The sequence below is a fragment of the Streptomyces sp. NPDC050121 genome (assembly GCF_044460385.1).
Classification (GTDB): domain Bacteria; phylum Actinomycetota; class Actinomycetes; order Streptomycetales; family Streptomycetaceae; genus Streptomyces; species Streptomyces soliscabiei.
Genome location: NZ_JBITJV010000057.1, coordinates 32,411 through 47,506, shown reverse-complemented (window position 1 = coordinate 47,506; position 15,096 = coordinate 32,411). Strand labels below are relative to the sequence as shown.

Below are 15,096 nucleotides of genomic sequence, written 5' to 3'. Positions count from 1 at the left end.
GAGCCGGTCTGGTCGTCGACGCGGTGACGTCTGCCGTCGAGGCCCGCGGCGGTGTCATGCGCGGTGTCGTGTTCCACTCGGACCGCGGGGCCCAGTACACATCTGCGGCGTTCGCGGAGGTCTGCCGCACGCACGGCATACGCCGCTCCATGGGCCGAGTCGGCTCCAGCTACGACAATGCCCTGGCGGAGTCCTTCTTCGCCACGTTGAAGCGCGAACTGCTTTACGGTGCACGATGGCTGACCAGGTCCGAGGCCCGCATGGCGGTCTTCGCCTGGATGGCCTGGTACAACCGCAGGCGGCGCCACTCGGCACTGGGTTACCGAAGCCCAGTCGACTATGAACGGCAGCACGCCACCACCATCGATAGCCTGGAGCTGGTCGCATAACACGCGAGTGTCCACGCAATAGGGCAAAGCCCGGTGCATCTGCCGGAGTACGTCGCACATCTCCACGATGACGTCATGATCGTGACATGAGCCGTCCGTACGACTACCTCTCTCTCACCATGCGAGCCGCCGAGCTCCTTCCAGAGACCGGGGACCGTGCGGGGAGCTGGGGCTGCGAACTACTCATCGGAGATGGGCCAGGATGCGGGCGTCGACCTTGTCAGTCTTGGCCTTCGCCTCGGCGTCCGTTCCATGGCACTCCCGCATTCGACGGCGTGGCGCTCGCGGTAGTCGGTCCTGTCGAACTTCGGCGCCCGGCCGCCTCGGGAGCCGAGCTTCTGGCGGTTGCGGACGCGGTCCGCCGGGACCGGAATGGTCGCCTTGATGCCACGTCTGTGCAGGTAGGCGCGATTGCGCCAGTTGCCGCCACGTCCACACCAGCGGGCGACCCGGCTTGATGCCCTGCGGCAACGACGGCTTGAGCCGGGCCCACTGGTCGTTCGTCAGATCTCCACGCCCCACAAGGCGTGATCATTCACGACCAAGATCCACTTTCATGACACGCCCTAGCCGAGGGGCGACAGGCGATCCGCGTTACTCCCGGAGGGCGTGTGCGAGGGCCTCGTCGAGCAGGTCCCGCAGGGCCGAGGAGGTCGGTGCGACGGCGGCGGCGAGCAGCGCCGGGCCGCCGGCCAGCGGTGCGAGGACGGCGCACCCCTCCCGGGAGCCCTCGCGGAGCAGGACGGGGCCGCGGCGGATGCTCATCTCGGGGTCCACGAGCAGGAGTTGGCCTACGGCGCGGTGTCCGTGCAGGACGGCCGGGCCGTCCCAGCCGGGCTCCGGGTCCCCGTACGCCGTCTGCTGGTCGAGCAGCGGTCTTCCGGCACGGTGGACCAGGAGTCGGCTGACGAGATGGCCTGCATCCTCGTTGGCCCTGCCCAGGAGCTGCTCCTCCCGCAGCAACAGCCGGGCGGTGGAGGCGAGTTCGACGGTGCAAGTCTGCCGGAGGTTGCTGCCGGCGGCGCTGATCAGCGGCTGGGGCAGCCAGCGCACACTGGCGTGTTCCCCGACGGTGAGATGTACGTCGTAGGTGGCCGGGGCGGTGGTGGGGCCGCGCAGGGCGAGTGTGGCGGCGGCCGTCGTGACCTCCAGTACGGCCCGGTCGCCGGCGGTGACGCCGATGGTGAGCCGGTCGCCGCCGAGAGGGGCGCTCATCGCGCCGATGATCCCCACCTTGGCGGAGTTCCCGTGGGTGCGCATGCGTCGGAGGTGGAACGGGCCGTCACTGCGGAGCTGCGGAAGCGTGGTGACGCGTCCGTTGTACGTGGCGTGGATGCGGGCTGAGGCCCGCACCCCGTGTGGGTGCCCGGCGGGCTCCTCGGCGCCGGAGAGGGCTCCGGTCAATGCTGCTCGGTCATCGACGAGTTGTGCGGCGGGGCTCATACGGCCGCCTTGGCGCGCCACTCGGCGAGGTGGCCGGTGACCCAGTCGGCGATCTCGCGGATGCCGTCGTCCGAGATGAGGCTGGTGAAGATGACGGGAAGGTCGCCGCGTTGCCGTTCGGCGTCGGCGGCCATGGTGGCGAGGTCGGCGCCGACGTGCGGGGCGAGGTCGGTCTTGTTGACGACGAGGAGGTCGGCGGTGGTGATGCCGGGGCCGCCCTTGCGGGGGATGTCGTCCCCGCTGGAGACGTCGATGACGAAGATCTGCACGTCGACGAGGCCCTTGGAGAAGGTGGCGGTGAGGTTGTCGCCGCCGGACTCGATGAGCACGAGGTCGAGGGGGTTAAGGGTCTCTTCCAGGTGTTCGACCGCTTCGAGGTTGGCGGAGATGTCGTCACGGATCGCGGTGTGCGGGCACGCGCCGGTCTCCACCGCGGTGATCCGCTCGGGCGGCAGCACGGCCTCGCGCAGCAGGTACTCGGCGTCCTCGCGCGTGTAGATGTCGTTGGTGACGACGGCGATCGCCCAGCAGTCGCGCAGGGTGCGGCAGAGCGCGGCGACGCTGGCGGTCTTGCCGGAGCCTACGGGCCCACCCAGGCCGACACGCAACGCTCGGCGGCGACCGTCGGGGTGGAGGGGCTCGGCGCTGTGGGTGTGGCGCTGTGTGGTCGCGGAGTGGTCGAGGTGCACGTAGAACTCCTGGTGGGAAAGGAAGGGAAGTTCAGGAGGCGAAGAGCCGGACGATCCAGGCGGCGTGCTGTTCGCCGGTGATGTCCAGCAGCGGCGAGGACGCCGACGGCAGGGCGTCGATGCCCTCGGTCGTGGCGCGGCCCGCGGCCTGGGCGGCGGCTGTGGCGACGGCGTCGATGTCACAGCTGAGGCGGGCCAGCAGCCCGGAGGCGTTGAGCGGGTCGAGGCTGAGCAGGCGCACTGCCGCGGTGGCCGGGCAGCTGGCGTTCTCGTATGCGGCGGCGTAGGCGGCGTCCAGCGGGGTGAGCCCGGCGGCCCGGGCGGCGAGGCCCAGCACGATCGGCTGGTGGGCGCCCTGGGGGCGTTCGGCGGCCAGCCGTTCCAGGTCCTGGGACGGGAAGGTGGCACGGGCTGCGCGCATCATCTGCCGGCCGAGCCGGCGGGCGACGGCGCGCAGAGCGGGGACGGGGGTGCGTGCGTCGGCGGCCTCGTCCAGCAGCAGCGGGTCGACTCCGGTGGCAGCCGCGGCGGCCAGGCCGGCCGTGGTCAGGCCGGTGGTGTGAAGACGGCCGCGGCAGAATGCCTGAAGGGTGTCGGTGTCGTGTACGGCTTGGTGGGCGATTGCGGCTTCGACGCCGCCGGAGTGGGCGTGCCCTCCGGCGGGGAAGCGGCCGTCGGCCAGCAGAAGCAGGGCTGCACGGCTCATGGGTGAGCGGCTGCCTTTCACAGGGTCGGAAGTGGTGCCCGGCCCGGGCGGGCATGGCGTGCCCGCCCGGGCTCGGCCGCCGGGCTGTTGCACGGTCGGCCGGGCAGGTGGCGGTTTTAGAAGAGGAAGTACCGCTGTGCCAGAGGTACTTCGGTGACGTAGGAACGCGGCACGGTCGCACCGTTGAGTTCGGTGCGGGCGTCGGACGTGGTCGCACCGCCGATGGTGACCTCGAAGCTGTTGTGGTCGACTTCGAGGCTGTCGGGCACGGTGTCGTTCAGTTTCATGTCGGCCTTCGTGACGCCCCGGGTGCTGACGATGTCCACGAAGTCCTTGCCGAGACCGAGACCCGGATTGCTGCTGGTGCCGTCCCCGTTCAGTTTGCCGGCCACGCCCGGAGCCACGAAGTTCACCGAGTTGCGTCCCGGGGAGCGGCCGGTGGAGCCCCAGACCGGGCGCGGCAGGTAGGGCTGCGGCGTGGTGATCGACGCGTTGGCGTCGCCGACCTGCGCGTACGCGAGCTGGCCGCCCTTGAGAACCATGTGCGGCTTGGCGCCGAAGAACTTCGGCTCCCACAGCACCAGGTCGGCGAGCTTCCCCATCTGCACGGAGCCGACGTGGCCGTCGACGCCGTGCGTGATCGCCGGGTTGATCGTGTACTTGGCGACGTACCGGCGCGCCCGGAAGTTGTCGTTCGGCTTCCGCTGCTGGTCGTTGAACGAGTGGTTCGTGTCGTCGGTGATCATGCGGACCTTCGCGGCTTCGAGGTCCTCCTTCAGCGCCCCGTAGCGGCTCTTCATGACGTGCGCGGTCTGCCAGGTACGCATGATCATCTCGCCGATGCGGCCCATCGCCTGGGCGTCGGAGGACATCATGGAGATGGCGCCCATGTCGTGGAGAAGGTCCTCCGCGGCCATGGTGGACGGCCGGATCCGGGAGTCGGCGAAAGCCATGTCCGCCGGAATCTCCGGGTTGAGGTGATGGCACACAATCATCATGTCGACGTGCTCCTTGACGGTGTTGACCGTCAGGGGACGCGTCGGGTTGGTCGAGGCCGGCAAGACGTTCGGTTCCTTGACCAGCTCGATCATGTCCGGCGCGTGACCACCGCCGGCACCCTCGACATGGAAGATGTGGACGGAGCGTGCCTTCTTCTTCGTGAACTTCCCGTTTGCGTCCCTGCCGTCGCCCGTGAAGGCCGCACGCGTGCTCTCCAGGAACCCCGACTCGTTCAGCGAGTCGGCGTGCAGAGCAAGCTGGACACCGCGCTCTTCACAGACGTCCAGCGCCCGGTCGATCACGGCGGGCGTGGCGCCCCAGTCCTCGTGAATCTTGAAGCCGCAGACACCGGCGTCCACCTGCGCGTTGAGCTCGTACTCGTTCATCGTGCTGCCCTTGCCGAGCAGACCGATGTTGACCGGGAACTCATCCAGCGCCTCGAAGACCCGCCTGATGTGCCACGCGCCCGGGGTCACGGTCGTGGCCGTACTGCCCTCGGCCGGTCCCGTGCCGCCGCCGATCAGGGTGGTCACACCCGAGGCCAGAGCCTCGTGGATCTCCCCAGGGCAGATGAAGTGGACATGAGTGTCCACCCCACCCGCGGTGAGGATCCGCCCATTGCCGGAAATGACCTCCGTGCTCGGCCCGATGACGAAACTCACCGGCGTCACCGGAACCGGCACCGTATTGCCCTGAGACGTACGGATCGGCATCTCGAACCTGTTGCTCGGGATCGGGTCCATCGTCTCGGGGTTGTACGCCTTGCCGATGGCCGTGATCTCGCCGTCGCGAATGCCGATGTCGGCCTTGACCACGCCCCACCAGTCCAGGATCAGCGCGCCCGTGATGACGGTGTCCACGGGCCGGTAGTCCGTGGCGGTGCCGTCGCTGCGCTTTCCGTCCCGGGCGAGGTGCGACATGCCCATCGACTCGCGGATCACCTTGCCGCCGCCGAAGATCACTTCGTTGCCGCTGCACGAAGGGCCGCCGCTCCAGTCGGCCTCGATCTCCAACGTGAGGTCGGTGTCGGCGAGCCGGACCCGGTCCCGCGTGGTCGGCCCGTACAACGCGGTGTAATCCGCCCTCGTCAGCTCATTGCTCGGCTTCGGCCGGCCCTCCACCGGCTTCGGCCTCTGCCCCTGACCTTGTCCCTGCGGGTTGCTCATCGAACGATCCCCTCGCGCAGTCCCTGGATCTTGGTCAGGTCACTGGTGCTGCCGCCGGCCGTGACATCACCCTGGATCTGCACCAGCTCCACGCAGCACTCGTCGCCCGGCTCGAAGCGCACGGACGTGCCCGCGGCGATGTTGAGCCGTCGGCCCTTCGCCGCCTCGCAGTTCCACAGACTGCGGTCATCCGGGACCGTCTGACCGGCAGGAACCTCGACGCTGACGACCTTGAGCCCCGGGTTGACCTCGGCGAAGTGATAGTGGGAGCCGACCTGAACGGGACGGTCCGACTCGTTTTTCACCTTGATCTTCGTCTTGCCCGGCCCCGGCAAGGTGGTGGCATCCCTCTGCAGGCTGACGCCCTGCGTGTCCCCGTCGAGGTGCACGTTGAAGTAGATCGCGTCGTACCGGGAGGCCGCTTCGTCCTGCTCGTCGCAGCAGACGGGCGAGGTGTCGCTGTCGTCGCAGTCGACCGGGGAGTCGGGCTTGCGGGGCGGCCGGGGGTGCTCGACCTTGCCCGGGTAGACCTCGGGCTCCTCTGCGGCCTCCGGAAGGGGGTCGTGGATGGTGACCAGCTTGGTGCCGTCCGGGAAGGTGGCCTCCACCTGGACGTTCTTGATCATCTCCGGAACGCCGTCCATCACATCCTCGCGGGTGAACAACTGCCGCCCCGAGTCCATGATGTCGCTGACCGTCTTGCCGTCCCGCGCCGCCTCGAAGACGTGCACCGTCAGCAGGGCCATCACTTCTGGATAGTTGAGGCGCAGCCCACGCTCGCGGCGCCGTTGTGCAACGTCGGCCGCGACATGGATCAGCAAGCGCTCCTGCTCATGCGGAGTCAAATGCACGATGAACCATTCCTCTTGGTCGGACAGTGCATACGGCAGGCACGCCGGAGATCACGCGCACGTTTCCCCGATCGGCAACCGGCCGCTCCTCGATCATCAGCGGACAAAATGAGCGAGATGGTCAAACCACGGATAAACCACACCACCTGATGAATCCGAGGCGCGCGATGGGCAGACGCCACCTGGGCGGGCAGGGGCATACCGAAGCCGAAATGCCGCTGTCCGTAGGTGGGTTGAGGGAGCTCATGAGCTGCCAGTGGAGAAGTTCCCGGCCAAACGAGGCGGCCTGCAAACACATGGGCGAAGCGCGAGGGCCCAGCACGCGCGGCAGCGTGCCGGCCCACTCACGCGCAGGCATGGGCAAGCCCCCGGCCGCGGGCGTCGGGGCGTCGAGTCCCAGGTCGATCACCTGCTGTTCGAGCGTGGCGATTGAGCTGTTCGGTGTCCGCGAGGCGCTCGACGCCGGACTCGCACCAGACCCGCTCACTCTGCGAGGTAGCCGGGTGCAGGACAAACCAGTCGACGGCCTCACCCAAGAACGCGCCCGCGTCCGGCCAGGCCGGCGGAACATGGACCTCGCGCAAAGTGTCGGCCAAGTCCGGGAAGCCCGAAGTGGTCGGGGTAGCGGGCCTCCGTCGCGCCGCTCATGAAGTCGTCCTCGCCCAGGGGCCGGGATCCGTCGACCACGGCCGGCGCGGCGGAAGGGTCGATGCGGGGGAACAACAGCGTTGCCGCGCGTCCGCCGGTTGCCAGCTCCATGCCGAACCAGGTGGAGAACTGGTCGTGGAACACCTGCACCTTCATCTCCCGCTTGCCGCTCGGCTCCCACAGCGGCTCTCGTCGGTCGGCCAGGAGCGCGTCGGTGACGTCCTGGTGCTGCGTGGGGTGGAGCTGCTCGCCCGCCTGGAGCCGCTCGCGCACGACGCCGTACAGGCCGAGTGCGTCGAGCAGGCCCAGCCCGACGGCCACCGCCGACGGCCATGGCAGCACGCGCAGCTCATCGCCGATTACCTTGACGAACACGCGGTCGTTGGCGAGCAGCTGGGCGCCGCGGCTGGCCAGCAGCAGCGTGGTGGTGGTCTTGCCCGCTCCCTTGGAGCCGAAGGCGAGCAGCGCCTGGTCGTCGCGGACGACGGCAGAGGCGTGCAGGAGCGTCCACTCCTCCCGCAGCAGAGCCGCCCGGATCATCTCCCGGGCGATCCGGGCCGTGGCCAGTGCCAGCTGCTCGGACGTACGTCCGGCGATGGTGACGTGCTCGCCGAGCTGCTCGGAGCGGTAGGCCAGGCCCTCTTCGGGCGAGACACCCGTGATGGTGCCCGTGCTGTCCCGGGCGAGCAGCAGCCGGGCTTTGGCGTAGGTGACTTCGTCGTGAGGGCAGGCGGTGACCAGCGCGTTGAGGTCGGCGTACGCCTGGTCGTCGAGGTCGGCGGTGACGAGCGGTCCGGCGCAGACGCTGCCCGCGGGGACCTGGAAGGCGTTCCACCAGGACCCGAAGTATCGGCGGGCCCAGTCGGTGACGGAGGGGGTGTTGCTCAGGACGGTCACGCTCGTGTCCGCGGCATGCAGCCGGGTGGCGGTGTGGGGGTAGTCACGTCGTCTCCAGTCGGGTCGAAGATGGGGCAGGGCGGCGTAACCCTTGGTAGGTCACGGAGTTTGGTGACGGTTGCGGCCAGTTGCGCGTCTTCGCCCGCGTCGAGGGCTCACCGAGCTGGTCGGCATGCCTCCCGGGGCCTTCCGGCACCAGGCGGCAGATGCTGCGTCCGACCCTGCCGATGCCGCGGATAAGGCCCGTGACGCGGGCTCGGCGATCACGGTGAAGGGGATGCCCGCGTGCGTGGCCAAGCAAGTGGCGAGACCGGTCAGGAATCGAGAAGCCCCGGCCACCGCCCAGCCCCTAGCGTGATGGACATGGCAACCACCACTTCCACCGCAGCCCACACGATCCTCGCGTCCGTCACCGTTGAGGTGGCCGACCCCGAGGCCGCCCGCCGCTTCTACGGTGCCTTCGGCGTGGACACGTACATACGCCTGCGGGCGTCCGAGGCGCACTCGACTGGATTTCGCGGCTTCACCCTGGCGCTCACGGTGTCCGGGCCGGCCACCGTCGACGGCTTCGTCGCCGCCGCCGTGGACGCCGGTGCCGCGGTGCTGAAGCCCGCCACGAAGTCGCTGTGGGGTTACGGCGGCGTCGTCCAGGCCCCGGACGGGACGATCTGGAAGATCGCGACCTCGGCGAAGAAGGACACCGGCCCCGCCACCCGCGAGATCGACGAGGTCGTCCTGCTGCTCGGTGTCGAGGACGTGAAGGCCACCAAGCAGTTCTACGTAGGCCGGGGCCTGACCGTGGCCAAGAGCTTCGGCGGCAAGTACGCCGAGTTCACCCCCGGTCAGTCCAGCCCCGTCAAGCTGGCGCTGTACAAGCGCCACGCGCTGGCCAAGGACCTCGGCGTCCCCACCGACGGCACCGGCTCGCACCGCATCGTCCTCGGCAGCACCGCCGACGCCTTCACCGACCCGGACGGCTTCGCCTGGGAGGCCGCCGCGCCGCCCGCTCCCACACCGTCCTGACTTCCGATCCTGTACTTCCGCACCGCCGTGTCTCACCTTGTACGAGAGGAAACCTGCTATGCCCTCCACGAAGTCGCCCGCCGGGAACTCCGGCACGACCGCCGAGAAGTACGACGGATTCACCGCCGAGGAGCGGGCCGCGATGAAGGAGCACGCACGCGAGCAGAAGACGGCGGCGCGGCGTGGTTCGTCCCGGGCGGAGAAGGAGGCTGCAGCGGAGCAGGACGTGCTCGCGAAGATCGCCGAGATGCCTGAAGCGGACCGGGTCCTCGCCGAGCGGATCCACGAGATCGTCAGGACCGCCGCTCCCGACCTCGCGCCCAAGCTCTGGTACGGGATGCCCGCGTACGCCAGGGACGGCAAGGTCGTCTGCCACTTCCAGAGCGCGGAGAAGTTCAAGTCGCGGTACGCCACGCTCGGCTTCAGCGACCAGGCGGCACTCGACGAGGGCGCGATGTGGCCGACCGCCTACGCCCTGAAGGAACTGACCGCGGCCGACGAACAGCTCATCAGCGCCCTCGTGAAGAAGGCGGTGAGCTGAGGCCGACCGGGGGCGGAACCGGCGGCGAAAGTGACCGAGCCGTGGAAGACGTTCATGCGCCTAGCCGCGGTGCGTCGCCGCGACCGACGTCAGTTCTGACCCTCCACCTACGCGTTCAGCTCGGCAGTGCTGAGGCGGACTCGGGAGAGCGTGGCCGGGGCATACCGACCGAAAGCCCCAGGTCGAGCCGCTTGTCCATGCCGAGATGGAAGGTGCCGTACGCGTTGATGTTCGACCCGAACACGACGGTCAGCCCGCGCCGGTCCTCCGCGCTGAGCTTCTTCGCCCAGGCAGGTTCGGCGAGGACTTGTTGCGGCAACAGGGTGTTGATGTAGACGAGTCCGCTCTGGAGCAGGTGGAGGGCGAGCTTCGAGGTCTCGGCGTGCTCCTTGTCCGGGCCCGTGAGGGCACCGTCCTTCCCTTAGTGGATGACGGTGTTGGGGTCGAGACTGGTGAGCTCGCATGTTCAGACGTCGCGTATTCCTCCGCCCAGTGGCGTGCCGGCCGGGGCCGACAGGAACTGGACGTTGCCGCCGAACGCCTTGTGCTTCTGGCTGAACTACAGGTCGTTTTCGTTCTCGCGGACGCCGGCAAGGCGGTCCGATTCGACCAGCGTGCCGTCAAGGATCGCGTGTGTCATGCCCTCGCGCTGACACCGGGTCAGGACTTCCTGCAGATCAGGTGCCTGGTCGGCGAGGACGTCGATGCCTTCGTGCAGGTAGCGGTAGCCGGCGCCCTGGGAGACGCCGGCGTCGCGGGCCAAGCAGTGCACGCAACCGCGCTCGCGGAACCAGCGCAGCACCAGCACGGCCTGCCGAAACGGTCCGAGCGCCCGGGAGCGTCTTGGAGTTCCGATCCGGCACCCGTGGGTGGCCCGTAGGCGAGCGAGGAACTCCACCACGTGGCGCGGAACGTCGAGCGTGGCAACGTAGGTGACCAGCGTGAAGCCTGTGGTTGCTGCGGACATGATCTTGGTTGACCTGTCCTACCAGGGGCTTCATACCGATCGAGATGGTTCGACGTCTGTCCTTGAACCGAGTGGCCAGCGGATCTCAGAGCTGGGGCGTGCCCTGCCGGCCGTACTCAGGGGAGAATCCGTCTCTGTCGCGTTTCCGACGCAGTACCGTGGGGCGATGGATGAGACGGCAGCCCCGATGACGGGTATGACGATCAGCGTTCGGATGCGCCAGGACGTGGTGATCGTCGATCCGGAGCGCTTTGTCGCTTCGGCCCGCGCGGCGTACCGCGAAGCCTCCCCTGAGATCAGCGAGGAGAGGGCAGCCGAGGACATCCGCGATGTCTACGACGCTGTATGGGCTCTGCTGGACCGCTTCGGTCGGCTCGCAGCCGACGCGCCGACGTCCGCCGGACTCCCTGGCCAACGAGTTCTGGACCGCCCAGACGGACTCTCCCCTGCGGGCGAGTGCAAGCGCATCGTGCTGAACGATCCGCAACCACTGCAGGACTACGGCTGCTTCATGCCCGAGGGGTATGACCCGTTCGCCATCCCGCCAGGTATGTGACGCCGTCCGCCCGCGACAGGCCACTTCGTGAAGATCATTTCGCTGAGAAAACCTCAGTGATTCCTCATGCTGTTCGTCAAGCCGCGTGAGCGGCGGGAGGCACGGCCTCGTAGGTCCGTCCGTCGCGTAGGAGCGCCCCGAGGACGTTGACCTGGCGACATGCCAGGGCGAGGACGGCCTGGATGTGACGCTTGCCCGCGGAGCGTTTGCGGTCATAGAGCCGGCGGGAGTCGTTGCAGTGACGGATACTGAACAACGCAGAGATGTAGAAGACTCGTTGGAGTCTGCGGTTGTAGCGACGTGGGCGGCGGTGGATACCGCTGATCTTTCCGGAGTCGCGGGGAACGGGAGCAACGCCGCCGGAGCCTGCGAGGCGGTCCGGAGTGCCGAAGAAACGCATGTCGCCGCCGGTCGCGGCAAGGAACTCGGCACCGAGGATCATGACCAGGCCGGGCTGGCTGGTAAGTACTTCGAAGTCCCGATGTTCGCGAAACCGGGCCTCGATCGCCTTGTCGAGCTCGGCGACCTGCTGGTTGAGGGCTATCACCTCCGCCGCCAGGGTGCGCACCAGCTGGGCGGTCAGTTGTTCGCCGGGCAGGCTGGTGTGCTGGCGTCCGCGGCCTCGCCCGCTCCAGGCCGGGGAAGATGTCGGTGAGTTGGGCGCGGAGCCGGTTGACGGTGCGGGTGCCATCGGCGACCAGGCCCGGGCGACGGCCGGTGAGGATCTTGAGGTCGGTGACGGTCTCGTCGCCGGTGCGTAAGCGTTGTAGGTGGCGGCGGATGCGGGTCTGGTCGGCGATGACGGCGGTGTCCTTGGCGTCGGTCTTGCCTTCGCCGCGGTAGCTCTCGGAGGTGCGGTGGATGGCCCGGCCGGAGATGTGGTGCAGCGGCTGGTCGCGGTTGAGGAGGATCGTAATGGCCAGGGCGGCGCCGCCATCGGACAGGTCGATGCCCCAGTTCACCTCGTCGCCCAGGGCCAGGACTTCGGTGAGTAGTTCGAGGAGTTCGGGTTCATCGTTGGCGACGCGTCGGGACAGCAGCCGACGGTCGCTCTCGTCGATCGCGACGCAGTGGTGGTGGGTCCTTCCTGCGTCGATGCCGGCCCAGATGATGGCCATGTGGCGCCTCCGTGCGGTGTGGCGCCGGTGCCTCCCGACGGACGACCTCGCAGTCGATTCCCTACTCAGCGATCATCCGCAATTCCTAATCGACAGCCGCGTCGTCGTGGGGAGCCGAGCGGACAATCACTGGAAGCCACAAGCGGCAGAGCCTTTTGAACCACACCCGGCGCCCCTGGGTGGGTGATTCATACGAGGAGCTCACCACGTCCCGCAGAACAACGTAGGGAGCCTATTCCAACCTGCGGTAGCGCGCGGTGGAGTGGCCGCAACGGCCAGGCCACGCTCCGCATGCTTTATGCGCCTTCCCTGTCCAGGCGCTCTGCGGACTGGAGCAGGTACTCGGGCAATTTCGAACTGGCTGCCAGCACCTCGATACCGATGAGGCGGCCGTGTTCGTCGAAGTCGAGGTTGATCATGCCGTCGACGTCCACCGGGTCGCAGGGGTACATGTGCGTGGACTTCACGCATGCCTGCGGTTCGGTGAAGTACACGTATGCCGCGTTCGCGGTCTTGTCGTAGGTGACCCTGACGTCTGCCACAGTGCGCCGGCTCCCTTGGCGTAGTTGCTGTCGGTACTGCCCTTGTCCATGCTGCGGGCTTGGCCAACCTCATGCCGACACGGCGAGCTGCAAGGCCAGGACGGCCTTTACGATGTCGGTGATGCGGGAAGTGCTGCAACGGAGTTTGTGCAGGAGCCGCCAGCTCTTGAGGGCGGCGTTGGCCTGCTCGCCGACGGCTCGGATCCTGGCGTGGGAGGTGTTCACGGCCCTCTTCCCTGCCGGAAGCGTACTCCAGCGGCCTCGGTAGGGCACGCGGATCGTGCCCCGGGCTCCCTGGTAACCCTTGTCGGCCCAGGTCCGGACGCGGGCTTGGGTCAGTGCGTCGATGATGCCGTGGAGGCGGGCGGCCTTGATGCCGTGGACGGCGCCTGGCAGGGCCGGCGAGGCCCAGAGCAGCCTCCGAACGGATCCGTGATGACCTGGACGTTCATACCGCGGCGTTTGTGCTTGCCTGAGTATTACGGGCGGTCGGTGGCGACGCGATCGATGGACAACAGAGTGCCGTCCAGGATGACGAACGCCTTGGTCCCCGCCGTCCCGCAACTAGGCTTGCCGGAGGGACCGTTCGCGGACTGTTCGGAAACCTCCCATGCTGAGGACTCGGCACACGTCTCGCGATCGGCCCTCTCCACCAGGCCTTGATCGGAGAGCAAGCGCACCTACGACGACCAGTACTTCGACGCCGCCCGCAAACTCGACGTCGACCACCTGGTCCCGCTCGCCGAAGCCTCGGACTCCGGCACCTCCGCCTGGACGGCGAAGGAACGCGAGTACTACGCCAACGACCTCGACGACGCCCGCGACCTCATCGCCGTCTCCGCCGCCTCCAACCGCTCCCCCGGGCCCGCCGATGGCAGTCCCCAGTCCACTCGAGCCCCCTCGACTGCCTGGGCCACGAGAGGAAGACAAGCAAGGAAAGTGTCACCTGCTGACCATCAGGTGACCGCTGCGCGCCGGGCGTTTTGTCGGATCCCGGGAAACGATGGGAGAGGTCACCGCGAGCGACCAGCCGCCGACTCACCGCGCGAAGCATCCGAATCGCGCTGGAAGGACATGTCATGACCGCCTCCGCTCCCAAGGCTCCGACTGCACCAGGGGTGCGGTCCTGGTGGGGGATCACGTACGCCACCGCCGAGCGGTACCGCCGGCCAGTGGTCGCGGACCTCGATCCAAGCCTCCCCTACGACCGTAAGGGCGTCGTCTGCGTCCAGCCCGACAGCGGCGACTGGCTCGAGGCGGACAGCGGGATGGGCGAGGACTGCCTGAACCTGAACGTGTGGGCCCCCGAGGAGCCGGCCGACAAGGCGCTCCCGGTGGCCGTGTACATCCACGGCGGCGGATTCGAGTACGGCGCGAACACGCAGATCACCTCGAATGCCTCTGGTCTCGCCGCGTCCGGGCGTGTGGTGAGTGTGTCGGTCAACTACCGGCTCGGCGCCCTGGGCGCGCTCTCGCTGTCGCAGTACGGCGGGCGGCTCACCGAAGCCAGCAACCTCTTCCTGCAGGACGTCATCGCCGCGCTGACCTGGGTCGGGCAGAACATCGCCCACTTCGGCGGCGACCCCGACCAGGTTACGGTCTACGGCCACAGCGCCGGTGCCTACTCCACCTTCGGGCTGCTCGGCGCCTCCTCCGCCGACGGCCTGTACCGGTGCCTGGCCGGGTTCTCCGGCGGGCCCGCTCGTAGCGTCCCGGCCTGGTGGGCCGAGGAGCTCGCGCAGAGGTTCGTCACCGAACTCGGCGTCGCGGACAACCCGGAGAAGCTGCTCGACCTCGACGCGACCTCCCTGAGGGACGCCTTGCGCAAGGTCGCACCTACGGACCTCGGAGTCCGTGGCGGGGTGGACAACAAGGCCACCGGCGTCGTCCTGGACATCGGGCAGCCCGGCGCGGTGGTGCACGCCCATCCCATGGACGTCCTCGCCTCGGGCGCGCACCGCGACGTCGACGTGCTGCTGAGCATGGCCAGCGACGACATGGGCTGGTGGGTGGCGAACGACCTCGACCGCTTCGACCCGCACACCCTCGACCGCATCGTCGACGAGGTGGCGGGGTGGTGCATCTCCCGCTCCCGCGCGCAGAAGATCGTCGACGCCTACGACGAGGGCGGCCGTACCCCGGCCGAGGTCCGCGCCGCGCTCATGGCCGACTACCTCTTCGCGCTCCCCGCCGCTCGCGGCGCCCTGGCGCACGCCGCCGCGGGCGGCACCGCCCATCTCCTCCTGATCGGCCCCGCCGAAGGCGCACCCGCCGTGCACGGCACCGAGATGTACGCCCTGGTCGGCCAGGACAGGCCGGGCCGCAGCGCCGAGCAGGCCGACCGTGACACCCGTGTCCGCGACATCGTCCTCGACTTCGCCACCGGCGAGCAGACCCGTCTGTGGCCCACCGTCACGGACAAACCCACCGCGGAAACCGTAGGCAACTCTCCCTTCGAGGGCACCGCCCACTACCAACAGGCCCTCGACCTGTGGGAGGGCATCGACCGCCCCTGACGGCCGGCGGGCGATACGGAACAACTCAGGGGACAACACGGAGTG

At 68.6% G+C, this 15,096-nt stretch carries 13 protein-coding genes and 5 pseudogenes; 6 read left to right on the top strand and 12 right to left on the bottom strand.

Annotated elements, in window-relative coordinates; genetic code table 11:
• Positions 1-389: integrase core domain-containing protein (locus ACIBTS_RS45040; RefSeq protein ID WP_399327147.1), on the top strand; the 389-nt coding region annotated here is incomplete at its 5' end.
• A gap of 594 nt (positions 390-983) precedes the next feature.
• Here ACIBTS_RS45040 and ACIBTS_RS45035 read toward each other — a convergent pair.
• The 7 genes and pseudogenes from ACIBTS_RS45035 to ACIBTS_RS45005 all read right to left on the bottom strand — a co-directional run bounded on the left by ACIBTS_RS45035 (position 984) and on the right by ACIBTS_RS45005 (position 7,788).
• Positions 984-1,832 (bottom strand): urease accessory protein UreD, encoded by an 849-nt coding sequence (locus ACIBTS_RS45035; RefSeq protein ID WP_399327145.1) that lies wholly within the window; start codon positions 1,830-1,832, stop codon positions 984-986.
• Positions 1,829-2,521, bottom strand: coding sequence for an urease accessory protein UreG (gene ureG / locus ACIBTS_RS45030; RefSeq protein ID WP_399327144.1), 693 nt, complete (start codon positions 2,519-2,521; stop codon positions 1,829-1,831). The genes ACIBTS_RS45035 and ureG overlap by 4 nt, the downstream gene beginning before the upstream one ends.
• A 31-nt stretch (positions 2,522-2,552) precedes the next feature.
• Positions 2,553-3,227 (bottom strand): urease accessory protein UreF, encoded by a 675-nt coding sequence (locus ACIBTS_RS45025; protein ID WP_399327142.1) that lies wholly within the window; start codon positions 3,225-3,227, stop codon positions 2,553-2,555.
• A 116-nt stretch (positions 3,228-3,343) separates the two neighbouring features.
• Complete coding sequence (locus tag ACIBTS_RS45020) at positions 3,344-5,392, bottom strand: urease subunit alpha (RefSeq protein ID WP_399327140.1); 2,049 nt, start codon at positions 5,390-5,392, stop codon at positions 3,344-3,346.
• The gene (locus tag ACIBTS_RS45015) at positions 5,389-5,961 is read right to left on the bottom strand and encodes an urease subunit beta (RefSeq protein ID WP_399327154.1); all 573 of its coding nucleotides are present in this window, start codon (positions 5,959-5,961) and stop codon (positions 5,389-5,391) included. Before ACIBTS_RS45015 ends, ACIBTS_RS45020 begins: the two co-directional genes overlap by 4 nt.
• Positions 5,947-6,243 (bottom strand): annotated as a pseudogene (locus ACIBTS_RS45010) (urease subunit gamma); the annotation flags it as partial. The pseudogene ACIBTS_RS45010 and the gene ACIBTS_RS45015, both read right to left, overlap by 15 nt.
• Positions 6,244-6,771: 528 nt before the next feature.
• A complete protein-coding gene (locus ACIBTS_RS45005) occupies positions 6,772-7,788 on the bottom strand; it encodes a hypothetical protein (protein WP_399327138.1) in 1,017 nt (338 codons plus the stop codon).
• Positions 7,789-7,945: 157 nt separating this feature from the next.
• Between ACIBTS_RS45005 and ACIBTS_RS45000 the strand changes: the two are divergent.
• From ACIBTS_RS45000 to ACIBTS_RS44990, 3 genes and pseudogenes are all read left to right on the top strand, one after another.
• A pseudogene (locus ACIBTS_RS45000) lies at positions 7,946-8,146 on the top strand (AraC family transcriptional regulator); the annotation flags it as partial.
• Positions 8,146-8,811: a glyoxalase gene (locus ACIBTS_RS44995; protein WP_399327137.1), complete on the top strand. Its 666-nt coding sequence runs from the start codon at positions 8,146-8,148 to the stop codon at positions 8,809-8,811. The pseudogene ACIBTS_RS45000 and the gene ACIBTS_RS44995, both read left to right, overlap by 1 nt.
• A gap of 58 nt (positions 8,812-8,869) precedes the next feature.
• Positions 8,870-9,352 carry an iron chaperone gene (locus ACIBTS_RS44990; protein ID WP_399327135.1) on the top strand — a complete coding sequence of 161 codons (483 nt, stop codon included), beginning with the start codon at positions 8,870-8,872 and terminating at the stop codon, positions 9,350-9,352.
• Between the two features lie 115 nt (positions 9,353-9,467).
• Here ACIBTS_RS44990 and ACIBTS_RS44985 read toward each other — a convergent pair.
• Both ACIBTS_RS44985 and ACIBTS_RS44980 read right to left on the bottom strand, forming a co-directional pair.
• Positions 9,468-9,761 (bottom strand): annotated as a pseudogene (locus ACIBTS_RS44985) (Tn3 family transposase); the annotation flags it as partial.
• A 150-nt stretch (positions 9,762-9,911) separates the two neighbouring features.
• Entirely contained in the window at positions 9,912-10,319 is a 408-nt protein-coding gene (locus ACIBTS_RS44980; protein WP_399327133.1) for a hypothetical protein, read from the bottom strand.
• A 166-nt stretch (positions 10,320-10,485) separates the two neighbouring features.
• Here ACIBTS_RS44980 and ACIBTS_RS44975 point away from each other — a divergent pair, with 166 nt between their 5' ends.
• Complete coding sequence (locus ACIBTS_RS44975) at positions 10,486-10,875, top strand: hypothetical protein (RefSeq protein ID WP_399327131.1); 390 nt, start codon at positions 10,486-10,488, stop codon at positions 10,873-10,875.
• A 76-nt stretch (positions 10,876-10,951) separates the two neighbouring features.
• Here ACIBTS_RS44975 and ACIBTS_RS44970 read toward each other — a convergent pair.
• The 3 genes and pseudogenes from ACIBTS_RS44970 to ACIBTS_RS44960 form a co-directional block, all read right to left on the bottom strand.
• Positions 10,952-11,993 (bottom strand): annotated as a pseudogene (locus ACIBTS_RS44970) (IS110 family transposase).
• Positions 11,994-12,289: 296 nt separating this feature from the next.
• The gene (locus ACIBTS_RS44965) at positions 12,290-12,535 is read right to left on the bottom strand and encodes a DUF2283 domain-containing protein (protein WP_399327129.1); all 246 of its coding nucleotides are present in this window, start codon (positions 12,533-12,535) and stop codon (positions 12,290-12,292) included.
• Between the two features lie 69 nt (positions 12,536-12,604).
• Positions 12,605-13,089, bottom strand: a pseudogene (locus ACIBTS_RS44960) (transposase family protein); the annotation flags it as partial.
• 525 nt (positions 13,090-13,614) lie between these two features.
• Here ACIBTS_RS44960 and ACIBTS_RS44955 point away from each other — a divergent pair.
• Positions 13,615-15,051 (top strand): carboxylesterase family protein, encoded by a 1,437-nt coding sequence (locus ACIBTS_RS44955; protein ID WP_399327127.1) that lies wholly within the window; start codon positions 13,615-13,617, stop codon positions 15,049-15,051.
• The last annotated feature ends 45 nt before the right edge of the window (positions 15,052-15,096 follow it).